This window comes from Streptococcus sp. AS20, from assembly GCF_000524255.1.
Taxonomy (GTDB): domain Bacteria; phylum Bacillota; class Bacilli; order Lactobacillales; family Streptococcaceae; genus Streptococcus; species Streptococcus constellatus.
Genome location: NZ_JANS01000005.1, coordinates 368,533 through 391,293, shown reverse-complemented (window position 1 = coordinate 391,293; position 22,761 = coordinate 368,533). Strand labels below are relative to the sequence as shown.

Here is a 22,761-nt window from a genome sequence, read left to right as displayed (position 1 = left end):
TTGATACAGTTTAATAAAGGAGGCAGGACAATGGAATTTGTAGAACTTTTAGTGGAAAATGTAGAACGAGCTCAGGAGCGTTTTTTGTCTGTATTGGAAGGTTTGTCTTTAGAAGAGGTGAACGCTTTTCCACTTGTAGATACTGCTCCATCTATTAAGTCTATCACTTGGCTGGCTTGGCATACGGCACGGGAGTTGGATTTCCAGATTGCTGATTTAGCAAAGACTAATCCAGTCTGGTTTTCTAAAGGTTGGAAGAAAAAATTTGCTTTGGATTTACCAGATGATACGGAAGATTGGCATCACACTCCTCAAGAAGCGCATAAAGTTGTGGTGACAGATATTGATTTTCTTAAAGGTTATCTGTCTGATGCGGTTGCGGCAACAATTGCTTATTTATCAAAGGTAAATGATGATAGTCTGGATGATGTTGTCGATGAGAATTGGATTCCAGCTGTTAAACGTGGAAATCGTTTAGTATCTATCATTGACGATGCGGCTATGCATTCAGGTCAGACAGTATACGCACGCCGTTTACTAGGAAGAGAAGATTGAAAGAAATAATCATGATAGGAGAAATCCGAGAGGTAGAAAAATCTCAGCTAGCTGATTGGGCTTACTTTGCTCATTTAGCTTGGAAGATAGAGAAAAAGAAATTATTAGTAGCGTTTTCTGAAGGGAAATTTCCTAATGAATTTTTGTACTACATAGAAGGAGAAGCCGTTGCTTGGGTCAGCTTATCTATGCGTTCGGAGTATGTGGAAGGAGCAGAGCAACTTCCTGTTGCATATATTGAAGGCATAGCGGTAGTACCTGTTTTTCAAAGACATGGTATCGCTACTCAGCTTCTTGACTTTGCTCAGTCGTGGGCGACAGAAAAAGGAGTGTCTCAGCTAGCTTCAGATTGTGATATAGACAATGCAGTCAGTCAAGCTTTTCATAAGAATGCAGGATTTAAAGAAATAAGTCGAACAGTCCATTACACGTTAAATTTGGATAAGAAAGGATAAAAATTTCATGCCTGAATTACCAGAAGTAGAAACGGTACGCCGTGGTTTGGAGCGGCTGGTTAAAGGAAAAGAGATTGAAAAGGTAGATGTCCGTTATACCAAGATGATTGGGACAGGGGTAGATACTTTTGTCTTAGATTTACCGAGACAAAGTATTGATGCTGTTGAGCGTCGGGGCAAATATCTGATTTTTTATTTGACAAATTGGGTGCTGATTTCGCATTTGCGCATGGAAGGAAAGTATCTTTTCTACCCTGAAGAGGCCCAATTGACTAAGCATTCTCATGTAATTTTTCGTTTTACAGATGGCAGCAACCTCGTTTATCAGGATGTTCGGAAATTTGGTACAATGGAATTGTTGAAAAAAGAACAGCTGGATAGCTATTTTCTCTCTAAAAAGTTAGGACCAGAACCGACCGAATTAGACTTTCATTTACTACCATTTGCAACAGCTCTGAGAAAGTCTAAGAAACCGATTAAACCTTACCTATTGGATCAAACCTTAGTAGCGGGTCTTGGTAATATCTATGTGGATGAGGTTTTATGGCGGGCACAGATTCACCCAGCAAGAGCAGCCCAAAGCCTGAATAGAGCAGAAATGAAGCATCTGCGAGAACAAATTATTGCGGTCTTGCAGTTAGGAATTGAAAAGGGAGGCTCGACTATTCGCACTTATCGCAATGCTTTAGGAGAAGACGGCACAATGCAAGATTTCTTGCAAGTCTATGGAAAAACAGGGCAACCTTGCACTAGATGTGGTCATGAAATTGAAAAAATCAAACTAGCTGGTCGCGGAACTCACCTTTGTCCACATTGTCAAAAAATGAGGTAGGACATGGCAAAAATAATTGGAATTACAGGCGGAATTGCCTCTGGAAAATCAGTTGTAACAGACTTCCTGCGCTCTCAAGGTTATCAAGTGATTGATGCGGATCAGGTAGTTCATGAATTGCAGAAACCGGGAGGTCGACTTTATCAAGTTCTGTTGTCAGAATTTGGAACAGAAATTTTATTGGCAGACGGTCAATTGGATCGAAAAAAGCTAGGAGCTCTTCTCTTTAGTCGTCCCAATTTACTAGAGAAGTCCAGTCGCTTGCAAAATGATATTATTCGAGAAGAATTAGCTTTAAAACGTAATCAATTGGCAGCAACAGAAGAGCTTTTCTTTATGGATATCCCACTCTTATTTGAGCAGGAGTATGAAGATTGGTTTGATCAAATCTGGCTAGTAGATGTGAGCAAAGATACTCAATTAGAACGTTTGATGACTCGAAATAATCTTAGTCAAGAAGAGGCTCAAAGACGCATAGCAGCTCAGCTTTCTTTGGAAGAAAAAAGACAAAGAGCTGAGATTGTGATTGACAATAATGGTGCGCTTTTGGCTACTTTAAAGCAGGTGCAGGCATTTTTAGACAAAGAAAGAAGATGATTTTATTAAGAATCAAGTGAATTGGAAACGGAATTTATGGATTGCTTGGCTGGGTAACTTTTTTATAGGTGCTAGCTTGTCACTAGTTGTTCCCTTTATGTCTTTGTACGTGGAAGAATTAGGCGCCAGAGGCTCTATGGTTGAATTTTATTCAGGCTTGGCGGTTTCGAGTACAGCTTTGACAGCCGCACTTTTGTCGCCTGTCTGGGGAAGTTTAGCTGATAGGTACGGTCGCAAACCAATGATGATTCGGGCAGCTTTTGCAATGACCTTTACGATGGGAGGCTTGGCTTTTGTACCGAATGTATTTTGGCTCATTGTATTGAGACTGTTAAATGGGGTGTTTTCTGGTTATGTACCGAATAGCACGGCTTTGATTGCTAGTCAAGCTCCTAAAAAACACTCTGGTTATGCCTTGGGAACATTGTCAACAGGTGTCGTAGCGGGGACTCTGATGGGACCGCTCTTAGGAGGAATGATAGCTCAAAGTTTGGGAATGAGAAATGTTTTCCTTTTGGTTGGATTTTTCTTGTTTGTCGTTACTTTGTGGACCATTTTTGGGATAAAAGAAGATTTTCATCCTGTCTCTAAAGGAAAAGAAGTTTCGACCAAGCAACTATTTCAACAAATTCCTCAAAAATCAATGCTTTTTGGCTTGTTTATTACTAGCATGGTGATTCAGATGATTGGACAGTCCATTTCCCCTATTTTGACACTTTATATCCGCTCTTTAGGGCAAAAAGAAAATTTGTTATTGGTATCTGGTGCAATCGTTTCAGCAATGGGCATTTCAAGCATATTTTCATCTGGTTGGCTGGGAAAATTAGGAGATAAAATAGGAAATCACCGTTTGCTCTTACTGGCTCTTTTGTATAGTTTTGTTATTTATATTTTCTGTGCTAGAGCCGAAACGCCACTTGAATTGGGAATTTATCGCTTTCTATTTGGATTGGGCACTGGAGCTCTTCTGCCTGGAGTTAGCTCTCTCCTCAATAAAATCACACCAAAAGAAGGTATTTCACGGATTTTCAGTTACAATCAAACTTTCTTTTATATCGGTGGTGTTATTGGGCCGTTAATGGGGTCAGCCATTTCTGTTCATTTTGGCTATCATTGGGTTTTCTATAGTACAGCAGGTTTAGCTTTATTGAACTTTTTCTTTTTATTGTTTAGTTTTAGAAAATATTTAGGAGTGAAGGAAGTCAGTGCGAGTAAAGATTAATTTAAAGTGTTCAAGTTGCGGCAGTCAGAATTATTTAACGAGCAAAAATATGAAAACGCATCCAGAAAAAATTGAAGTATTAAAGTATTGCCCTAAAGAAAGAAAAGTGACCCTACATCTTGAATCAAAATAAATTTTATGGTAAAATAGATAGGATTTTAAGGAGTTTGATATGTATAATTTATTATTAACCATTTTATTAATTTTATCAGTATTTATTTTAATCGCAATTTTTATGCAACCTACAAAAAATCAATCAAGTAATGTATTTGACGCAAGTGCAGGAGATTTGTTTGAACGACCAAAAGCAAGAGGCTTTGAAGCAGTTATGCAGCGTTTGACAGGAGTGATGGTTTTCTTTTGGTTGTTGATTGCACTAATGCTGACAATCTTATCTAGTAAATAAAATGGGCTCTGACTTTGTCTTTGCCTATTTTTTCTGTATTAGGTGAGGAAAAAGTAACTTAAAGTTTAGAGAATATAAGAAAAAAGGAAAGAATGAAAGAAGAAATTTTAAACTATTTAAGAGAAAAGAAAGAAGCTAGTATGGATGAGCTGGCACAAAGATTAGGAAAAGAAAAAGCAAAAGACTTTAGAAATTTAGTTCAGACGATTTCTGAAATGGAGCGAAAACGTCAATTGACCTTTAGCAATGCTGGGAAAATCCAACTTCGTAAAGAAAAGCAGCTGCTTACTTTGAAAGGGACCTTTCACGCCCATAAAAATGGCTTTGGCTTTGTTACCTTAAATGAAGAAGAGGATGACCTTTTTATTGGTCGCAATGATGTCAACTATGCGATTGATGGTGATACGGTAGAAGTTGCAATTACTAAGGTTGCAGATCGCAGCAAGGGAACATCTGCTGAAGCGAAGGTTATTGATATTTTGGAACACAGCTTAAAAACAGCAGTGGGTCAGCTCATCTTGGATGAAGAAAAGCCTAAGTATGTTGGTTATATTCGGTCAAAAAATCAGAAAATATCTCAACCTATTTATATCAAGAAGCCTGCTTTGGTTTTGGATGGGACAGAGATTTTAAAAGTAGAGATTGATAAGTACCCGACTAAAAAGCATGACTTTTTTGTGGCTACTATTTTGGATGTAGTGGGTCACAAGGATGATCCGGGTATTGATGTTCTGGAAGTTTTGGAGTCCATGGACATTGTGTCTGAGTTTCCAGAGAGAGTTTTGAAAGAAGCGTCAGCAATTCCGGATATGCCATCTAAAAAGGATTTTGAAGGTCGTTTAGATCTGCGTAATGAAATTACCTTTACTATTGATGGGGCGGATGCTAAAGATTTGGACGATGCAGTTCATATCAAGAAACTATCAAATGGACATTTTGAACTGGGAGTTCATATTGCAGATGTTTCTTACTATGTTCAAGAAGGTTCTGAATTGGACAAGGAAGCGCTCAATCGAGCGACATCAGTTTATGTGACTGACCGTGTAATACCTATGTTACCTGAGCGTCTGTCAAATGGCATCTGTTCACTCAATCCTAATGTAGATCGGCTGACGCAATCAGCTATCATGGAGATTGATCAAAAAGGTCGAGTTGTCAAGCATACCATTACACAAACAATCATTAAAACTACTTTTCGTATGACCTATAGCGATGTGAATGACATGATTGCGGGAGACGAGAAAAAACGAGCAGCTTTTAAAGCGATTGTGCCAAGTATAGAGCAAATGGCAGAGCTTCATGCTATCTTAGAAACGATGCGTTTCAAGCGAGGAGCCCTTAATTTTGATACGAAAGAGGCTAAAATTTTGGTCAATAAGACTGGACGTCCAGTAGATATTATTTTACGTCAGCGTGGCCTTGCGGAGCGTATGATTGAGTCTTTTATGTTGGTCGCAAATGAAACGGTGGCAGAGCATTTTGCTAAACTAAAGCTGCCCTTTATCTATCGGATTCACGAAGAACCTAAAGCTGAAAAAGTACAGAAGTTTATTGACTTTGCTTCTACCTTTGGAGTTCGAGTATATGGAACGGCTAATTCTATAAGTCAATCTGCTCTTCAAGATATTATGAAAGCGGTGCATGGTCAGCCCTATGAAGAAGTGCTATCTATGATGCTTTTGCGCTCCATGCAGCAGGCTCGTTACTCAGAGCATAACTACGGTCATTATGGTTTGGCAGCCGAGTTTTACACTCACTTCACCAGTCCAATCCGCCGTTATCCAGACCTTTTGGTTCATCGCATGGTGCGTGATTACGGGCGTTCTAAGGAAATAGCAGAGCATTTTGAGCAAGTCATTCCAGATATTGCTAGTCAGTCTTCCAGCAGGGAACGGCGAGCTATTGAAGCAGAGCGAGAAGTAGAAGCTATGAAAAAGGCTGAGTTTATGGAAGAATTTGTGGGAGAAGAATTTGATGGTATTGTGTCGAGTGTAGTCAAATTCGGTCTATTTGTCGAACTTTCAAACACAGTTGAAGGTTTGATTCATGTAGCTAACTTGCCAGAGTTTTTCCACTATAATGAACGTAATCTAACTTTGCAGGGTGAAAAATCCAGTGTTGTTTTTCGAGTCGGTCAACAGATTCGCATTAAGTTAGTTCGATCGGATAAGGCGACTGGTGAGATTGACTTTGAATACCTACCTAGTGAATATGATGTAATTGAAAAGAAAAAGCACTCCAAGTTCAAGCAAGACGGACGTCAACAGTCTTATCGCGGTGACGGAGAGCGAAAGAGCAAATCTTCAAAAGGAATCATTTCTAGGGATAAGAAATCAAAGAAAAGCAAAGGGAAGAAACCATTTTATAAAGAAATGACTAAGAAAGGAAGTAAGAATGGCAAAAGGAGAGGGAAAGGTCGTCGCTCAAAATAAGAAAGCACGTCACGACTATACTATTGTTGATACGATTGAAGCGGGCATGGTTTTAACTGGAACTGAAATTAAAAGCGTACGCGCTGCACGAATTAACCTAAAAGACGGCTTTGCTCAAATCAAAAATGGAGAAGTCTGGCTCAGTAATGTCCATATAGCTCCTTATGAAGAAGGAAATATTTGGAATCAAGATCCTGAACGTAGGAGAAAATTGCTGTTGCATAAAAAGCAAATTAAAAAATTAGAGCAGGAAACCAAAGGAACTGGGATGACTTTAGTTCCTCTCAAAGTTTATCTTAAAGATGGTTATGCTAAGTTGCTTTTAGGATTGGCTAAAGGGAAACATGACTATGATAAGCGCGAATCTATTAAACGTCGTGAGCAAAATAGAGATATTGCTCGGACTATGAAGACTTATAATATACGATAATACCCATTATATTACTCTCATTTTTTAATAGGGTGAAGTGTTTCATTGGTTAATCCTTATCAAAATTCTTTTTCTAATATCGCAAAAGCTGAAAAATTTTTTCAGCTTTTTTATTTATTTTACGAATAAACAGATAAAGTAAATTTTCATTCAGTTTAGGAGGAAAAATGTTAGAGGTAATCATCACAAAAATAAAAGAGTATAAAATTTTAGTTGGTTTAAGCCTGATTGGTTTGATCATAGCAGGATTTTTTCTGATGACTAGTAAATCTGCTAGACAATCTAATGTGGGAGATATTGCACAAGAGGCCACAAATGCAAAACTAGAACGGAAAGAAACTTCAACTGAAACGAAGAAAAAACAACAGAAAGAAGAAACAGAATCTCAAAAGAATTTAGCGAGTGAAGAATTGGAATTTTTAACTGTAGATGTTAAAGGTGCTGTTAAAAATCCAGGTATTTATCAATTAAAAAAAACAAGCCGAATAAATGATGCTATCCAAAAAGCGGGTGGACTAACGACAGACGCTGGCAGCAAATCTATCAATTTGGCTCAAAAACTAACAGATGAGGCTGTGATTTATGTGGCAACTATGGGTGAAAATGTAACAAATGCTGCAAGTAATAATGGACAAACTTTAACGACAGATACCGATGGAACTGCGGCACAAAAAGGGAATAAGGTCAATCTAAATAAGGCTAATTTGTCTGATTTACAGTCTATTTCTGGTATTGGACAAAAGCGCGCCCAAGATATTTTAGATTATCGTGAGGCAAATGGAAAATTTAATTCTGTTGATGATCTTAAAAATATATCAGGAGTTGGTGCTAAAACATTAGAGAAATTGAAAGAATATGTCACAGTGGATTAAGATATTTCCGATTAAACCAATTTACATTGCTTTCTTACTTGTCTGGCTATATTTTGCAATCTATCAAAGTAGCTGGTTGGCTTGGTTTTGTTTTATTTTTCTAATAATCCGTCTTTTTGTCCTTTATTCACCGAAAAAATGTTTCACAACTTTAATGTTTCTCGCTTGTTTTGCTGCTTTTTTCTTTGTTCGTAGAGAAATGGCAGAGTGGCAAACAAAAGCAGAACCTTCTTCTGTAAGACAAGTAGCAGTTCTACCTGACACGATTAAGGTAAATGGAGATTCGCTTTCTTTTCGCGGCAAAGCAAATGGGCAGACTTATCAAATTTACTACAAATTGAAATCAAAAGAAGAACAGTTGGCTTTTCAAAATCTATCCAGTCTTGTCACATTAACTGTTGAGGGGGAATTTGAATCTCCTGAAAAGCAACGCAATTTTTCTGGTTTTGATTATCAAGCCTATCTAAAAACGCAAGGGATTTATCGGATTTTAAAGGTGGATCAAATTTTGTCTAGTCAAGATAGGGTTAGCTTCCAACCGTTTGAGTGGTTGTCTAACTGGCGAAGAAAGGCATTGGTTTTCATTAAGAGAAATTTTCCAAATCCGATGAATCATTACATGACAGGGCTCTTATTTGGCGCATTAGAGACAGATTTTGATGAAATGAGTGATCTTTATTCTAGCTTGGGAATTATTCATTTATTTGCGTTATCTGGCATGCAAGTTGGCTTTTTTATGGAAGGATTTCGTAAGTTGCTTTTGAAGCTGGGACTTACGAAGGAAATGGTTCATAAATGCCAATATCCGTTTTCTTTCTTTTATGCAGGAATGACTGGATTTTCAGTATCCGTTGTACGGAGCTTAATTCAGAAATTATTGTCGCAACATGGTATCACTAAATTAGATAATTTTGCTTTAACAATAATGGTGTTGTCCTTGCTTATGCCATCTTTTCTTTTAACGGCAGGAGGAGTTCTCTCCTGTGCCTATGCTTTTGTTATTAGTGTTATAGATTTTGAAAGTCTGACTTCTTGGAGAAAAGTTGTGGTAGAGAGTAGTATCATTTCACTTGGTGTTTTACCGATTCTAATCTTTTATTTTGGAGAATTTCAACCTTGGTCTATTTTATTGACATTTGTTTTTTCACTAATTTTCGATATAGTGATGCTACCGGGTTTAACACTGATTTTTCTCATTTCACCTTTCATAAAGCTCATTCAAGTAAATTTTCTTTTTGAAGGCTTAGAAAATAGTATTCGTTGGATAGCAAATGTCTTTGGCAGACCAATCGTTTTTGGGCAACCTAGCTCGCTTTTATTAGTTGTTATGCTGCTTGTACTGGCTATTTTGTATGATGTTAGAAAAAATAAAAAATGGGTGATATTGCTCAGCTTGTGTCTTGCTATACTATTTTTTATAACTAAATTTCCTTTGCAAAATGAGATCACAATGGTTGATGTTGGACGGGGAGATAGTCTTTTTTTGAGAGACTGGAAAGGTAGAAATGTATTGATTGACGTTGGAGGACGTGAAGAAATTAGAACAAAAGAATCTTGGCAAAAACGAACAACTAAATCAAATGCGGAGAAAACTTTGATTCCTTACCTAAAAAGTCGTGGTATAGATACGATTGATACTCTAATCTTAACAAATCCTAATGCAGATTATGCGGGAGATGTATTAAAAGTGGTTAAAAAGTTTGCGGTAAAGAAAATTTTTATTTCCAGAAGTAGTTTGAATGATGCAGACTTTTTAAATAAATTAAAGGAGACAAGGGCATTTGTTCATGTCGTAAAACAAGGAGACAAACTTCCTATTTTTGATCATCATTTGCAAGTTCTTTCTGGTACGAATAAGAATGATCAATCGCTAGTTTTATATGGTCAATTTTTTCGTACAAGGTTTTTATTTATGAGCAATTTAACAGAAGAGGATGAAGTAAAGCTAATGCAACTTTATCCAAAGCTAAAAACAGATGTCTTGAAGGTTGGGCAACATGGAGCCAAAAATTCATCACATTCAAAATTTTTACAGCAAATAGAACCGGCAGTTGCACTCATTTCTGTTGGGAAAAATAACCAATCCAAATCTCCGAATCAAGAAATGATAGAGCGATTGAATCGCTTAAATGCGAAGATTTATCGAACAGATGAACGAGGGGCGATCAAGTTTTCAGGATGGACAAAATGGCAATTAGAAACTGTTCAATAGTCAGAGTTCTAAAATTGAAATTCCGTTGATTTAGTAGGAAGAGTATGATATTTAAAAATAAAAACTTAGGAGATTTATTATGTTTACAGTTTATAAAAAGTTTTGGACTCATTATGCTGATTTTGAAGGAAAATCAACAAGACCTGAGTATTGGTGGTCTGTTTTGTGCAATGTGTTGATTACACTGCCATTTGGTATGATAGCTTTTGGGTCGATTTTAACTGCAATTTTCAACATTGTGCAACAAGCAGTTTACTATCGGGAAGAACTTGGTGAATTTGATCCAAGTGTTTTTATAGCTAGCTTAGGTTCTACATTTATTATCATTATTTTATTGAGTATTTTCTGGATAGCAACTTTAGTTCCAAATTTAGCAATTATTGTGCGTCGCTTGCGCGATGCTGGCTATCATTGGGCATTCATCTTTTTATATGTAGCTCCTGTACTTTTGATGTGGGTTTCACTTTTAAATATCTTAGCTGTTTTAGCTATGCTACCATGTTCTATCGCTTTGATTATCTTACTTTGTATGCCGACTAAAGAAGCGCAAACATCTACTGTTGATTAAGGACAATTTACGACACAACAAATACAATCTCAACAACCTGTTCAAACGCAACAATTTACTCAACCGCAAGAATCAGCACAATCTCAAGCGATGAAAACAGAAGTAACACCAGTTCAACAAGAAATGAAAGTGACAGAAATAACTGATCAAACTATTCAATCGGAAGAGGAAACTTTAGCCTCGGCTATCACGGAAAATGAACAATTTAAAAAAGATGAACTCGGACAATAGACGACATTTTACAGTTAAATAATTACATATAAAGAAAAGCCCATTCAATGGGCTTTTTAAGTTTACAATATTAAATAAAGATAGCAACTAGTTTTTATTAGGATCGTTATGAAAATCAATTATGAGGCAAATTATTGCAATAGCAAAAATAAATAATATGATTCCGATGATGATTTTTATCATCATATTTGAAAAGTAAAATAAGGCAATAAACAAGAGTAAAAATAAAATAAACCAAGACCACATAAAGTTGCACCCTTCTCAATTTATTATAACATAAAGAAATGCTCTGATTTTATGCGATTGTTTATATAGAAAAGTATGTGTATCCTTACAGTTTGATTTTAGAAGATTTTGACACAGGTAATGTCTCTACATAAAAAGTCAGCTAAATGAAGGAAAATTTGGTATGATAAGAATAATCATGTAGCTAGGAGAAAGACTATGGAAAACAAAGTACGTTACAATTGGGCAACTTTAGGTACAGGTGTGATTGCTAATGAATTGGCACAAGCTTTGGAGAAATTGGGAGGGAAGCTTTATTCGGTTGCTAATCGAACATATCAAAAAGGCTTGGAGTTTGCACAAAAATACGGTATTGAAAAAGTCTACGACCAGATAGATGACGTATTTAGTGACGAAAATGTGGATATTATTTACATTTCCACGCCACACAATACGCATATTGATTTTTTACGAAAAGCACTAAAAAATGGAAAACATGTTCTATGCGAGAAGTCTATTACACTTAATTCTGAAGAATTAGAAGAAGCTATCTTCCTAGCGGAACAGCATCATGTTGTTTTAGCTGAAGCTATGACCATTTATCATATGCCGATTTATCGTCAATTAAATAAAGTAATTTCTAGCGGGCGATTAGGCGACTTAAAAGTGATTCAAATGAACTTTGGCAGTTATAAAGAATATGATATGACAAATCGTTTCTTTAATCGTCAGCTTGCAGGCGGAGCCCTTTTGGATATTGGTGTATATGCCTTATCATTTGTTCGCTGGTTTATGACATCTCGACCCAATCAAATTCTTTCACAAGTGAAATTTGCACCAACGGGCGTTGATGAGCAGGCGGGGATTCTTCTGACGAATGCTGAAGGAGAAATGGCAACTTTGACCTTGAGTCTCCACGCTAAACAGCCCAAGCGAGGAACAATTGCTTATGATAAAGGCTATATTGAAATATATGAATATCCTCGAGGACAAAAGGCGGTTATTACCTATACGGAAGACGGGCATCAAGAAATCATTGAAGCTGGAAAGACGAGTGATGCTTTAATGTATGAAATTCTTGATATGGAAGAAGCAGTAGCTGGTGACAAAGATGAGATGTACTTGCATTATAGTCGTGATGTCATGAAAATCATGACAGATTTACGAAAAGAATGGGGAATGACCTATCCTGAGGAAGAAAAGTAATTGAGTATAGAAGAGGAGAAAACAATGGAACACTCAGCTTGGCATAGTTTGATTAAGCAACAATTGCCTGATGGTTATTTTGGTAAAATTAATTATTTTTTAAATCAGGTTTATTCATCAGGCACAATCTATCCACCGCGTGAAAAAGTATTTAATGCGATACAAACGACTGATTTAGTAGATGTAAAGGTGGTAATTTTAGGGCAGGATCCTTATCATGGTCCGCGTCAAGCACAGGGGTTGAGTTTCTCAGTACCAGATGATATTCCAGCGCCACCTTCTCTTCAAAATATTTTGAAAGAGTTGGCAGATGACATTGGAATGAAAGAATCTCATGATTTGACATCTTGGGCGCGTCAAGGAGTACTGTTGCTAAATGCGAGTTTGACTGTTCCTGCTGGTCAAGCAAATGGGCATGCTGGTCAAATTTGGGAACCGTTTACGGATGCCGTTATTAAGGTTGTCAATGAAAAAGATACACCTGTTGTTTTTATTCTCTGGGGTTCTTATGCACGCAAGAAAAAAGCATTGATTACCAATCCAAAACATCTCATTTTGGAATCTCCTCATCCGAGTCCTTTATCGGCTCATCGAGGTTTTTTTGGAAGTAGACCTTTTTCTAAGACAAATGAATTTTTAAAAAATCAAGGATTAGAACCCGTTGACTGGTTAGTTTAGGAGGAGAAATGGTTAAATTAGCAACGATTTGTTACATTGACAATGGAAAAGAAATTTTACTACTTCATCGCAATAAAAAGCCTAATGATATTCATGCTGGCAAGTGGATTGGTGTTGGTGGTAAATTAGAGAAAGGTGAAACACCGCAGGAGTGTGCGGTGCGAGAAATCTTTGAAGAGACGGGATTACAAGTAAATAAGCCAGTACTAAAAGGTATTATCACTTTTCCGGATTTCACGCCTCGCCATGACTGGTACACTTATGTATTTAAAGTGACAGAATTTACAGGTGAGCTGATTGACTGCGATGAAGGTACTTTAGAATGGGTACCTTATGAACAAGTTCTATCTAGACCAACTTGGGAGGGAGATCACACCTTTGTATCGTGGCTTTTAGAAAATAAACCGTTTTTCTCGGCCAAATTTTCTTACAAAGGAGAAACGTTAGTGGAGAGCCATGTTGATTTTTATGAAGATTAAGGAGAAAATTTATGTTGTTAATTAAAAATGGTCGACTTATGGATCCTAAATCTGGTTTAAATCAGATTTGTGATATCTTGATGAAGGATAAAAGAATTCTTCAAATTGGTCAAGATTTGAAAGTAGAAAATGCTCAGGTAATTGATGCGACTGGATTGGTGGTAGCACCAGGATTGATTGATATCCATGTTCATTTTCGTGAGCCTGGTCAGACACATAAGGAAGACATCCACACAGGTGCTTTGGCAGCGACAGCAGGCGGATTTACAACGGTTGTCATGATGGCAAATACCACTCCAACGATTTCAACAGTAGAGACACTAAAGGAAGTATTAGCATCTGCCGATCGTGAAAAAATTCATATTAAAGCTGTTGCAACTATTACAAAGAATTTTGATGGACAACATTTGACAGATTTTAAAGGGCTTTTAGCAGCGGGAGCTATTGGTTTTTCAGATGACGGAATTCCATTAAAAAGTACGAAAATGGTACGCGAAGCTTTAGAAGAAGCTGACAAACATGGTGCATTTATTTGTCTTCATGAAGAGGATCCAGAACTAAATGGTATTTTGGGATTCAATGAGCATATCGCTAAAGAACATTTTGGATTCTGCGGTGCGACAGGTGTTGCTGAATATAGTATGATTGCGCGTGATGTCATGATTGCTCATGCAACCAATACTCATATTCATATTCAGCATTTATCAAAAGCAGAAAGCGTGAAAGTCGTGGAATTTGCTCAGCGATTGGGCACTCATGTGACAGCAGAAGCAGCACCCCAGCATTTTTCTAAAACAGAAGAGCTATTGTTGCTCAGAGGTAGCAATGCTAAGATGAATCCCCCCCTTCGTTTGGAATCAGATCGTTTAGCTGTCATTGAAGGGCTTAAATCAGGAGTGATTTCGGTTATTGCGACAGACCATGCACCTCACCATGTCGATGAAAAAAATGTAAAAGATATCACCCAAGCACCGTCTGGTATGACAGGTTTAGAGACATCGCTTTCACTTGGCTTGACGTATTTGGTAGACGCAGGTCATTTGACCCTCATGCAGTTGCTGGAAAAAATGACGATTAACCCCGCACAGCTTTATGGTTTTGACGCGGGCTATCTTGCTGAGAACGGTCCAGCCGATCTCACGATTTTTGATGCAAATGCCGAACGCATGATAACAGAAGATTTCGCCTCAAAATCAATTAATTCACCATTTATTGGCGAAAAATTGAAAGGTGTTGTTCGCTATACTATCTGTGATGGACAAATCGTGTATGAAGGTAAATCGTGATAAGGACATAAGGTTGGAAATATATTTCAACCTTTTTATATTCTTAATTTCTTCTAATTTTTATCAAATTGTCTGTTTATTTTAATAAAAAATGATACAATAGAGAAGTTAAAAGAGTCCCGAAAAGGTAGTCAAAGGTTAAATATTGACCGTAGAGACTAGTGCTTTGTAACTTTTTAACGTAAGTCTGTTTACAGATTTTCAAGTAACTTCCTAGCAATAATAGAATTTCTAGGGACAATATTTCATTAAAAGGGGGACATGAATATGTCAGAGCGTAAACTTTTCACGTCTGAATCTGTATCTGAAGGACATCCAGATAAGATTGCAGACCAAATTTCAGATGCTATTTTAGATGCTATTTTGGAGCAGGATCCAGAAGCTCATGTAGCTGCTGAGACAGCTGTCTATACAGGTTCCGTCCATGTTTTTGGAGAAATCTCTACAAATGCTTATGTGGATATTAACCGCATAGTTCGTGATACGATTGCAGAGATTGGCTACACAAATGCTGAATATGGTTTTTCCGCAGAGACGGTGGGAGTGCATCCGTCGCTTGTTGAGCAGTCGTCAGACATTGCTCAAGGGGTGAATGAGGCCTTAGAAATTCGTGGGAATGTTGATCAAGATCCACTTGATTTGATTGGCGCTGGAGATCAAGGCCTTATGTTTGGCTTTGCCGTAGATGAAACGCCTGAACTAATGCCACTGCCTATTTCTTTAAGTCATAAATTAGTCCGTCGTTTAGCAGAGCTTCGCAAATCTGGAGAAATTTCCTATCTTCGTCCGGATGCAAAATCTCAGGTAACGGTTGAATACGATGAAAACGACCAAGCAGTCCGTGTTGATACTGTAGTTATTTCCACTCAACATGACCCAGAAGTAAGCAATGAGCAGATTCATCAAGATGTAATTGAAAAGGTCATTAAAGAAGTTGTTCCAGCAGAATATTTAGATGAAGAAAGCAAGTTTTTCATCAATCCAACTGGTCGCTTTGTTATTGGTGGTCCTCAAGGAGATTCCGGTTTAACTGGACGTAAGATTATCGTTGATACTTATGGCGGGTATGCACGCCACGGAGGAGGAGCTTTCTCTGGTAAAGACGCTACAAAGGTCGATCGTTCCGCTTCCTATGCTGCTCGTTACATTGCCAAAAATATTGTCGCTGCTGGCTTGGCCAAGAAAGCTGAAGTCCAGCTAGCCTATGCTATTGGGGTTGCACATCCAGTATCAGTCCGCATTGATACTTTTGGTACAGGTGTAGTTTCAGAAAGCAATCTTCAAGAAGCGGTTCGACAAATCTTTGACCTTCGTCCAGCTGGTATTATTCAAATGCTTGATTTGAAACGCCCAATTTACCGTCAGACTGCTGCCTATGGGCACATGGGACGTACGGATATTGACTTGCCGTGGGAAAAACTTGATAAAGTAGATGCTTTAAAAGCAGTTGTTGCAAAATAAAGAAGAAGTTAGGATACAAGTCTCTTGTTTATAAATTTTTTATGTGGCATTTTACAATCAGCCGCAGTTGCAATCTGACTTAAAACGTATTTATTTGTGCCGATTATATTAGTGTTATCTGCAAACTCCAGCAGTTCCCTAGATTGTCGGATCTAGTTATCATTTTGTGGAGCGGGACAAAATTGATTTTTGTCCCGCTCTTTTTAGAATGCCACCAAAATAAAAGAGTTTTGTAATCGTTATATAACAAGAATGACAAGTTAAAAGAGATTTCTTTAAAAGGATAGGATTTTCACAGAAACTGTGTTATAATAAAGTGCAGTATATTTGATTATAAATTCCTTGAAAGAGCTAAAAATGAAAAAAATTGTAATTAATGGTGGTCGCCCCTTAAAGGGAGAGGTGACCATTAGCGGTGCTAAAAATAGCGTGGTTGCTTTAATTCCAGCGATAATTTTATCTGATGAAATTGTAACATTGGATTGTGTGCCAGATATTTCCGATGTTGTGAGTTTGATTGACATCATGGAAGCTATGGGAGCAAGCGTTGAGCGTCAAGACGATACACTGAAAATTGATCCTCGTGGGATAAAAAATATGCCTATGCCTTATGGTAAAATCAATAGCTTGCGTGCTTCTTATTACTTTTATGGTAGTTTGCTTGGACGCTATGGCGAAGCAACAGTTGGCTTGCCTGGTGGCTGTGATTTGGGGCCTCGACCGATTGATTTGCATATCAAAGCTTTTGAAGCTATGGGGGCTACTATGACCTATGAGGGAAATTCCATGAACCTTTCGACAGGTGGCGAGCGGCTTCATGGAGCTAGTATTTACATGGATACAGTAAGTGTCGGAGCGACTATTAATACCATGCTTGCAGCGGTAAAGGCAAAAGGGCGTACTGTTATTGAAAATGCGGCTCGTGAGCCTGAAATCATTGATGTAGCGACACTTTTAAATAATATGGGAGCCCACATCCGAGGGGCCGGTACTGACATTATTATCATTGAAGGTGTTGATAAGCTCCATGGAACTCGTCACCAAGTTATTCCGGATCGAATTGAAGCAGGAACTTATATCTCAATGGCAGCGGCAATTGGTGAAGGAGTGCAAATCAATAATGTCCTTTATGAACACTTAGAGAGCTTTATTGCGAAATTAGAAGAAATGGGAGTCCGCATGACCGTTTCTGAAGATAGCGTGTATGTCGAAAAGCAGCATAATTTGAAAGCAATCAACATTAAGACTGCTCCTTATCCAGGCTTTGCTACAGACTTGCAACAGCCCATTACGCCGCTTTTATTAACGGCTAAGGGACGTGGTTTGATTATTGATACGATTTATGAAAAGCGAGTAAATCATGTCGCTGAATTAGCAAAAATGACCGGTAAGATTTCAACAAGTGCCAATCATATTGCTTATGAAGGACCTAATCAATTGCAAGGGGCAGTCGTCAAAGCAACTGATTTGCGAGCAGGAGCAGCTCTTGTAATCGCAGGATTGCTAGCTCACGGAAAAACTGAGATTACAAATGTAGAATTTATTTTGCGTGGCTATTCAAATATTATTGAAAAGTTGACTAATTTAGGAGCAGATATTCAGCTGGTTGAAGAATAACTTTGAATAGTGTTGGCATGATGAAGTGGGATAGCTCAGTTGGTACGCCAGCTGAGCTTTATCTTCGAGGTAAGGTATGAATTTGTGGACAAAATTGGCAGAATTTGCCTTTATAGAAACAGAACATTTGGTATTGCGTCCCTTTTCCTTTATGGATAGTGAAGATTTTTATAAAATTGCCTCCAATCCTGAAAATCTACATTTCATTTTTCCTGCACAGGCTAATTTGCAAGAAAGCCAACATGTATTGGCTAATTATTTCATGAAATATCCTCTTGGAATTTGGGCGATCTGTGATAAAGATTCTGGGCAAATGATTGGTTCTGTTAAATTTGAAAAAATGGATGAAATCAGAGGCGAAGCAGAATTAGGTTATTTTCTTCACCAAGCTTATTGGGGACGCGGTTTGATGACTGAATGTGTCAAAAATATTATTTATCTTTCTTTTACACAATTTGGGTTTAAGAAGTTACGAATTGTCACTCATCTGGAAAATAAAGCTAGTCAACGAGTTGCTCAAAAGTCTGGTTTTCGGTTTGGTCGTCAATTTAGGGGAAGCGATCGTTATACACGTAAAATGCAGGATTATTTAGAGTTTTGCTATGAAAAAGGAGACTTTCATGAGTAAGCATCAAGAAATTATCACTTATTTAGAAGAATTACCAGTAGGAAAGCGTGTCAGTGTACGCAGTATCTCTAATTTTTTAGGAGTAAGTGAGGGAACTGCTTACCGTGCAATTAAAGAAGCAGAAAACCGTGGATTGGTTGAAACGCGTCCTCGTAGTGGCACGATTCGTGTAAAATCTCCTAGGGTGGAGCTAGAACATTTAACATATAAGGAAATTGCAGAAATTACAGGTTCTGAAGTCTTGGCTGGTCAGGATGGACTTGAAAAGGAATTCAGTAAATTCTCAATCGGAGCAATGACCGAAAAGAATCTCTTACGCTACTTAACGGAAGGAGGTCTCTTGATTATTGGAGACCGCACCCGTATTCAGTTATTAGCCTTGAAGCATGAAAATGCTGTGTTAGTGACAGGTGGTTTGGAAGTAAGCCGCGATGTTTTAAAATTAGCGAATCGCTTAAGCATTCCTGTTCTAAGATCACAACATGATACCTTTACAGTTGCGACAATCATCAATCGTGCATTGTCTAATATGCAGATTAAAACAGATATTTTAACAGTGGAGCAAGTGTATCGGGGGAGTCATGAATATGGATTCTTGAAAGATACTGATACCGTTCGTGATTTTATGGATTTGGTTCGGAAAAATCGAAACAGTCGTTTTCCTGTCGTTAATCAGCACAATATGGTAGTTGGGGTGGTAACAATGCGTGATGCTAGCGATAAATCACCTCACACTATTTTGGATAAAGTTATGACGAAAAATATCTATGCCGTCACTTTAAATACTAGTATTGCCAATGTTAGTCAGCGTATGATTACAGAAGATTTTGAAATGGTGCCAGTTATTCGCAACGATCAAACTCTGCTTGGAGTCATCACGCGTCGTGATGTCATGGAAAAAATGAGTCGCGACCAAGTCTCCAGCCTGCCCACTTTCAGCGATCAAGTCTCTCAAAAACTGCGTCACATTAATGATGAATTTACTTTTGTTGTAGAGCCTTTTATGTTAGAAAATAACGGTGTCTTATCTAATGGTATTTTGACAGAAATTTTAACGACAGCAACGCATCAGTATGTGACATCTGGCAAGAAAAATATTGTCATTGAGCAAATGACAATTTATTTCTTGCAAGCTGTTCAGATTGATGAAAGTTTGACACTTCGACCAAGAATTGTCCGACAAACAAGGCACTCTGCTATTTTGGATTACGATATTTATTTAAAACTTCAATTGGTTGCAAAAGCGACCATTACAGTAAAGATAAACTAATACCTCAGATATTAAGGAGAAAGAATGATAACTTTAAAATCACAACGTGAAATTGATTTAATGGAAAAAAGCGGCGCATTTCTCGCCAGTATTCATATTGGTTTAAGGGATTTGATTAAGCCGGGCATTGACATGTGGGAAATTGAAGAATATGTCCGCAGACGTTGTAAGGAGGATAATGCTCTTCCGCTTCAGATTGGTGTGGAAGGGAGCATCATGGACTACCCTTATGCCACTTGCTGCTCATTGAATGATGAAGTGGCACATGCTTTTCCACGTCACAAAAAATTAGTTGAAGGTGACTTAATCAAAGTAGATATGGTTGTTGGCTTGGTTGATAAAGCTGAGTTAGATGTTTCTAAACTTGATTTCAATAATGTGGAACAAATGAAACACTATACGGAAAATTTCCGTGGAGGTGTGGCGGATTCTTGCTGGGCTTATGCAGTTGGTCAAGTGAGTGAAGAAGTACAACAATTGATGGAGGTTACAAAAGAATGCCTTTATCGTGGAATTGAAGCTGCTCAAGTTGGCAATCGGATTGGTGACATTGGTGCAGCGATTCAAGAATATGCGGAAAGTCATGGTTATGGTGTTGTTCGTGACTTAGTAGGACATGGTGTTGGACCAACTATGCACGAAGAGCCAATGGTGCCTCATTACGGACGTGCTGGACGTGGTTTACGTCTTCGTGAAGGAATGGTCTTGACAATTGAGCCGATGATTTCAACAGGCACTTGGGAGATTGACACAGATTTTGAGACGGGGTGGGCTCATAAAACGCTGGACGGTGGACTTTCTTGTCAATACGAACATCAATTTGTGATTACCAAAGATGGTCCTGTTATCTTGACCAGTCAAGGGGAAGAAGGAACGTATTAAAACTAGAAGTAGAATGAGGGGGCTTTTTGCTCCTTCTTCTATAGGGGATGAGATGAAGAAGTTGGTTTCTAGGATCGGACATAATCCATTTTTACAAGCTTTTTTTAAATTTTATCAGGCATCTGAGATTGATTTGACCAGCATTGCAGTGGCTTATTATTTGTTGATTTCAATTTTTCCATTGCTGTTAATTGTTGTGAATATATTGCCTTATTTTCAAATTCCAATAGCAGAATTTTTAGAAGCGATAGAAGATGTTCTGCCAGAGTCACTTTATGAAGTGATTGCAAAGGTCATTCGTAATGTATTAACCCAACCATCTTCTGGCTTGTTGAGCTTCTCCATTCTTTCGGCTTTATGGGCTTTTTCACAATCAATGTCTTTCTTGCAAAAAGCTTTTAATAAAGCTTATGGTGTCGCTAAAGATAGAGGACTCATTTCGCACAGATTGTTTAGTATAGTGATGAGTTTAGGATTACAGTTGCTCTTTGCTCTTTCTCTTTTGCTGACAATGTTTGGGCGAATGTCTCTTCGTCTGCTCCATAGTTTTTGGGGATTTGATAACCAGCTTTATACTAGTCTACAAAAGATGACGCAGCCAACCATTTACACTTTACTTTTTCTTTCTTTATTGATGTTGTATTACTTTTTACCTAATGTCAAAATCAAGAAAATTCGCTATGTACTACCAGGAACGGTTTTTGTAGTTCTTACAATTGGTGTATTGCTAAATTTGTTTTCCGTTTATTTGGACACTTATGTAAATCACTTAATGGATGTTCGATTTTTCAGTTCCATTTTTGTTGTGGTCGTGATGATTTGGTTTACTCTCATTGCTCAAATACTTATTATTGGCGCGATTCTAAATGCAAGTTATCAACGTTCTCACGAAAGTTCATTTGAAACAAGGCATAAACAATTGACCACGCGACTCATTCAAAAAACAAAAAAATGAAAAAAGAAGATAAAACTTCTTTTTTTAATATTATTTTATTGCATTTGCAATAAAAATAGTTTATAATAATTGGCGAAGGAGGGAATATGACTATTTTGCGGGAAATTGGAATTATTGCTCGAGCGCTGGATTCGATTGCGAATATTGAATTTCGTGATATTGATTTGGCACGTGGACAGTATTTGTATTTAGTCCGAATTGCTGAAAATCCAGGGATTATTCAGGAAGAGTTGTCTGAACTTTTAAAAGTAGATCGTTCAACGGTTGCCCGTTCTGTGAAGAAATTGGAGAAAAAAGGATTTTTAGAACAGAAGTCAGCACCTGATAATCGAAAAAACAAAGAATGGTTTGTTACAGAAAAAGGCGCGGCTCTCTATCCATTTATTTTAGCTGAAAATCAATATTCTGAGCAAACTTCATTGCAGGGTTTTTCGATAGCAGAAGCAAAGCAGTTGGAGGAAATGTTGATTCGAGTTCGCGAAAATATCACAGGTGATTGGGATTCAGTAAAAAAAGGACAAAAAAGAAATTATGAAAGAGGTAGATGATGAAAGTTACAGTTGAAAATGAATTTTGGGAGTTATTTCCTCAAGCACAAATTAGTATTATGGTAGCTAAAGGATTGGATAATAGTGTTGATGAAAGTAAGGACCTTTATTTTAAATCCTTGTTAGACAAGGGAAGCAAACGAGCAGAAGATTTTATTTCTGATGAACCATTTACGCAAAATGAGGTTATTCAGGAATGGCGGCAGGCTTTTACCAAATTTAAAACTAAAAAAGGAGCCCGTTCTTCCATTGAAGCACTTTTAAAAAGAGTGAGTCAAGGTCGTGAGTTCAATCCAATCAATCCATTGGTGGATATTTATAATAGTGTTTCACTTTCTTATGCTGTGCCTTGTGGTGGTGAAGATATTGACAAAATTGAGGGAGGACTACATTTAGCTAAAGCGCAAGGTGGAGAATCTTTCTTTCCGCTTGGAGCGGAGACGGATGCACCAGCTCTTCCAGAAGAAATCATCTACCATGATGATGAAGGAGCGGTTTGTCGTTGTCTCAACTGGCGCGAAGCTAAGCGAACTATGCTGACAGAAGAAACCAGAGATGCAGTGCTAGTTATTGAAGCTGTCAATGAAGAACAAGCAAAACGTGCACAAGCTGCTATGCAAGAATTGCAATATTTGGTAGAAGATTATTTTGGTGTAAAAGGAGAAATCACTCACTTGACAATGGAGCATCCAAGTGTAGAAATTTAAGAATAAA

General features: G+C 37.7%; 24 protein-coding genes and 1 pseudogene. All 25 read left to right on the top strand.

Annotation, left to right across the window (positions count from 1 at the left end; all coding sequences use genetic code 11):
• Positions 1–30: 30 nt before the first annotated feature.
• The 25 genes and pseudogenes from HMPREF1514_RS02895 (at position 31) to HMPREF1514_RS02785 (ending at position 22,754) form a co-directional block, all read left to right on the top strand.
• Positions 31–555 carry a DinB family protein gene (locus HMPREF1514_RS02895; RefSeq protein WP_037597090.1) on the top strand — a complete coding sequence of 175 codons (525 nt, stop codon included), beginning with the start codon at positions 31–33 and terminating at the stop codon, positions 553–555.
• A gap of 11 nt (positions 556–566) precedes the next feature.
• A complete protein-coding gene (locus HMPREF1514_RS02890; RefSeq protein WP_037597254.1) occupies positions 567–1,010 on the top strand; it encodes a GNAT family N-acetyltransferase in 444 nt (147 codons plus the stop codon).
• A 7-nt stretch (positions 1,011–1,017) separates the two neighbouring features.
• A complete protein-coding gene (mutM, locus tag HMPREF1514_RS02885) occupies positions 1,018–1,842 on the top strand; it encodes a DNA-formamidopyrimidine glycosylase (protein WP_037597088.1) in 825 nt (274 codons plus the stop codon).
• A gap of 3 nt (positions 1,843–1,845) precedes the next feature.
• Complete coding sequence (coaE, locus tag HMPREF1514_RS02880) at positions 1,846–2,439, top strand: dephospho-CoA kinase (RefSeq protein ID WP_037597087.1); 594 nt, start codon at positions 1,846–1,848, stop codon at positions 2,437–2,439.
• Positions 2,440–2,455: 16 nt separating this feature from the next.
• On the top strand, positions 2,456–3,661 hold the full coding sequence (locus tag HMPREF1514_RS02875) for a multidrug efflux MFS transporter (RefSeq protein ID WP_198014303.1): 1,206 nt from the start codon (positions 2,456–2,458) through the stop codon (positions 3,659–3,661).
• Positions 3,645–3,794, top strand: coding sequence for a 50S ribosomal protein L33 (gene rpmG / locus HMPREF1514_RS09105; RefSeq protein ID WP_080979224.1), 150 nt, complete (start codon positions 3,645–3,647; stop codon positions 3,792–3,794). Before HMPREF1514_RS02875 ends, rpmG begins: the two co-directional genes overlap by 17 nt.
• 39 nt (positions 3,795–3,833) lie before the next feature.
• Positions 3,834–4,067 carry a preprotein translocase subunit SecG gene (secG, locus tag HMPREF1514_RS02870; RefSeq protein ID WP_003024744.1) on the top strand — a complete coding sequence of 78 codons (234 nt, stop codon included), beginning with the start codon at positions 3,834–3,836 and terminating at the stop codon, positions 4,065–4,067.
• Positions 4,068–4,159: 92 nt separating this feature from the next.
• A pseudogene (gene rnr / locus HMPREF1514_RS02865) lies at positions 4,160–6,296 on the top strand (ribonuclease R); the annotation flags it as partial.
• 165 nt (positions 6,297–6,461) lie between these two features.
• Complete coding sequence (gene smpB / locus HMPREF1514_RS02860) at positions 6,462–6,929, top strand: SsrA-binding protein SmpB (protein ID WP_037597084.1); 468 nt, start codon at positions 6,462–6,464, stop codon at positions 6,927–6,929.
• Positions 6,930–7,096: 167 nt separating this feature from the next.
• Positions 7,097–7,801, top strand: a complete 705-nt coding sequence (locus HMPREF1514_RS02855) for a helix-hairpin-helix domain-containing protein (protein ID WP_037597083.1) — start codon at positions 7,097–7,099, stop codon at positions 7,799–7,801.
• Complete coding sequence (locus tag HMPREF1514_RS02850; protein WP_037597082.1) at positions 7,785–10,013, top strand: DNA internalization-related competence protein ComEC/Rec2; 2,229 nt, start codon at positions 7,785–7,787, stop codon at positions 10,011–10,013. Before HMPREF1514_RS02855 ends, HMPREF1514_RS02850 begins: the two co-directional genes overlap by 17 nt.
• Positions 10,014–10,092: 79 nt before the next feature.
• Positions 10,093–10,581: a DUF805 domain-containing protein gene (locus tag HMPREF1514_RS02845; RefSeq protein ID WP_084635976.1), complete on the top strand. Its 489-nt coding sequence runs from the start codon at positions 10,093–10,095 to the stop codon at positions 10,579–10,581.
• 90 nt (positions 10,582–10,671) lie between these two features.
• The gene (locus HMPREF1514_RS09625) at positions 10,672–10,812 is read left to right on the top strand and encodes a hypothetical protein (RefSeq protein ID WP_227743444.1); all 141 of its coding nucleotides are present in this window, start codon (positions 10,672–10,674) and stop codon (positions 10,810–10,812) included.
• Positions 10,813–11,256: 444 nt separating this feature from the next.
• The gene (locus tag HMPREF1514_RS02840; protein ID WP_037597080.1) at positions 11,257–12,243 is read left to right on the top strand and encodes a Gfo/Idh/MocA family protein; all 987 of its coding nucleotides are present in this window, start codon (positions 11,257–11,259) and stop codon (positions 12,241–12,243) included.
• 24 nt (positions 12,244–12,267) lie between these two features.
• On the top strand, positions 12,268–12,921 hold the full coding sequence (locus tag HMPREF1514_RS02835) for a uracil-DNA glycosylase (RefSeq protein WP_006269516.1): 654 nt from the start codon (positions 12,268–12,270) through the stop codon (positions 12,919–12,921).
• 8 nt (positions 12,922–12,929) lie between these two features.
• Positions 12,930–13,400, top strand: a complete 471-nt coding sequence (locus HMPREF1514_RS02830; protein WP_037597079.1) for an NUDIX hydrolase — start codon at positions 12,930–12,932, stop codon at positions 13,398–13,400.
• 11 nt (positions 13,401–13,411) lie between these two features.
• A complete protein-coding gene (locus tag HMPREF1514_RS02825; protein ID WP_037597078.1) occupies positions 13,412–14,686 on the top strand; it encodes a dihydroorotase in 1,275 nt (424 codons plus the stop codon).
• Between the two features lie 267 nt (positions 14,687–14,953).
• Positions 14,954–16,147 (top strand): methionine adenosyltransferase, encoded by a 1,194-nt coding sequence (gene metK / locus HMPREF1514_RS02820; RefSeq protein WP_003069208.1) that lies wholly within the window; start codon positions 14,954–14,956, stop codon positions 16,145–16,147.
• A gap of 357 nt (positions 16,148–16,504) precedes the next feature.
• Entirely contained in the window at positions 16,505–17,764 is a 1,260-nt protein-coding gene (locus HMPREF1514_RS02815; protein ID WP_003042302.1) for a UDP-N-acetylglucosamine 1-carboxyvinyltransferase, read from the top strand.
• 76 nt (positions 17,765–17,840) lie between these two features.
• Positions 17,841–18,392 carry a GNAT family N-acetyltransferase gene (locus HMPREF1514_RS02810; protein ID WP_003069207.1) on the top strand — a complete coding sequence of 184 codons (552 nt, stop codon included), beginning with the start codon at positions 17,841–17,843 and terminating at the stop codon, positions 18,390–18,392.
• Entirely contained in the window at positions 18,385–19,662 is a 1,278-nt protein-coding gene (gene spxR / locus HMPREF1514_RS02805) for a CBS-HotDog domain-containing transcription factor SpxR (protein ID WP_037597076.1), read from the top strand. The genes HMPREF1514_RS02810 and spxR overlap by 8 nt, the downstream gene beginning before the upstream one ends.
• Positions 19,663–19,686: 24 nt before the next feature.
• Entirely contained in the window at positions 19,687–20,544 is an 858-nt protein-coding gene (locus HMPREF1514_RS02800; protein ID WP_003034526.1) for a methionyl aminopeptidase, read from the top strand.
• 52 nt (positions 20,545–20,596) lie between these two features.
• Positions 20,597–21,499, top strand: a complete 903-nt coding sequence (locus HMPREF1514_RS02795) for a YihY/virulence factor BrkB family protein (RefSeq protein ID WP_037597075.1) — start codon at positions 20,597–20,599, stop codon at positions 21,497–21,499.
• Positions 21,500–21,585: 86 nt separating this feature from the next.
• Positions 21,586–22,047: a MarR family winged helix-turn-helix transcriptional regulator gene (locus HMPREF1514_RS02790; protein WP_037597074.1), complete on the top strand. Its 462-nt coding sequence runs from the start codon at positions 21,586–21,588 to the stop codon at positions 22,045–22,047.
• Positions 22,047–22,754: a B3/B4 domain-containing protein gene (locus tag HMPREF1514_RS02785; protein ID WP_037597073.1), complete on the top strand. Its 708-nt coding sequence runs from the start codon at positions 22,047–22,049 to the stop codon at positions 22,752–22,754. The genes HMPREF1514_RS02790 and HMPREF1514_RS02785 overlap by 1 nt, the downstream gene beginning before the upstream one ends.
• Positions 22,755–22,761: the final 7 nt, after the last annotated feature.

What these genes read in the sequence shown, in the direction of transcription:
- HMPREF1514_RS02895 (WP_037597090.1), top strand. Translation starts at nt 31, where the DNA reads ATGGAATTTGTAGAACTTTTAGTGGAAAATGTAGAACGAGCTCAGGAG.
- HMPREF1514_RS02890 (WP_037597254.1), top strand. Translation starts at nt 567, where the DNA reads ATGATAGGAGAAATCCGAGAGGTAGAAAAATCTCAGCTAGCTGATTGG.
- mutM (WP_037597088.1), top strand. Translation starts at nt 1,018, where the DNA reads ATGCCTGAATTACCAGAAGTAGAAACGGTACGCCGTGGTTTGGAGCGG.
- coaE (WP_037597087.1), top strand. Translation starts at nt 1,846, where the DNA reads ATGGCAAAAATAATTGGAATTACAGGCGGAATTGCCTCTGGAAAATCA.
- secG (WP_003024744.1), top strand. Translation starts at nt 3,834, where the DNA reads ATGTATAATTTATTATTAACCATTTTATTAATTTTATCAGTATTTATT.
- smpB (WP_037597084.1), top strand. Translation starts at nt 6,462, where the DNA reads ATGGCAAAAGGAGAGGGAAAGGTCGTCGCTCAAAATAAGAAAGCACGT.
- HMPREF1514_RS02855 (WP_037597083.1), top strand. Translation starts at nt 7,097, where the DNA reads ATGTTAGAGGTAATCATCACAAAAATAAAAGAGTATAAAATTTTAGTT.
- HMPREF1514_RS02850 (WP_037597082.1), top strand. Translation starts at nt 7,785, where the DNA reads ATGTCACAGTGGATTAAGATATTTCCGATTAAACCAATTTACATTGCT.
- HMPREF1514_RS02845 (WP_084635976.1), top strand. Translation starts at nt 10,093, where the DNA reads ATGTTTACAGTTTATAAAAAGTTTTGGACTCATTATGCTGATTTTGAA.
- HMPREF1514_RS09625 (WP_227743444.1), top strand. Translation starts at nt 10,672, where the DNA reads ATGAAAACAGAAGTAACACCAGTTCAACAAGAAATGAAAGTGACAGAA.
- HMPREF1514_RS02840 (WP_037597080.1), top strand. Translation starts at nt 11,257, where the DNA reads ATGGAAAACAAAGTACGTTACAATTGGGCAACTTTAGGTACAGGTGTG.
- HMPREF1514_RS02835 (WP_006269516.1), top strand. Translation starts at nt 12,268, where the DNA reads ATGGAACACTCAGCTTGGCATAGTTTGATTAAGCAACAATTGCCTGAT.
- HMPREF1514_RS02830 (WP_037597079.1), top strand. Translation starts at nt 12,930, where the DNA reads ATGGTTAAATTAGCAACGATTTGTTACATTGACAATGGAAAAGAAATT.
- HMPREF1514_RS02825 (WP_037597078.1), top strand. Translation starts at nt 13,412, where the DNA reads ATGTTGTTAATTAAAAATGGTCGACTTATGGATCCTAAATCTGGTTTA.
- metK (WP_003069208.1), top strand. Translation starts at nt 14,954, where the DNA reads ATGTCAGAGCGTAAACTTTTCACGTCTGAATCTGTATCTGAAGGACAT.
- HMPREF1514_RS02815 (WP_003042302.1), top strand. Translation starts at nt 16,505, where the DNA reads ATGAAAAAAATTGTAATTAATGGTGGTCGCCCCTTAAAGGGAGAGGTG.
- HMPREF1514_RS02810 (WP_003069207.1), top strand. Translation starts at nt 17,841, where the DNA reads ATGAATTTGTGGACAAAATTGGCAGAATTTGCCTTTATAGAAACAGAA.
- spxR (WP_037597076.1), top strand. Translation starts at nt 18,385, where the DNA reads ATGAGTAAGCATCAAGAAATTATCACTTATTTAGAAGAATTACCAGTA.
- HMPREF1514_RS02800 (WP_003034526.1), top strand. Translation starts at nt 19,687, where the DNA reads ATGATAACTTTAAAATCACAACGTGAAATTGATTTAATGGAAAAAAGC.
- HMPREF1514_RS02795 (WP_037597075.1), top strand. Translation starts at nt 20,597, where the DNA reads ATGAAGAAGTTGGTTTCTAGGATCGGACATAATCCATTTTTACAAGCT.
- HMPREF1514_RS02790 (WP_037597074.1), top strand. Translation starts at nt 21,586, where the DNA reads ATGACTATTTTGCGGGAAATTGGAATTATTGCTCGAGCGCTGGATTCG.
- HMPREF1514_RS02785 (WP_037597073.1), top strand. Translation starts at nt 22,047, where the DNA reads ATGAAAGTTACAGTTGAAAATGAATTTTGGGAGTTATTTCCTCAAGCA.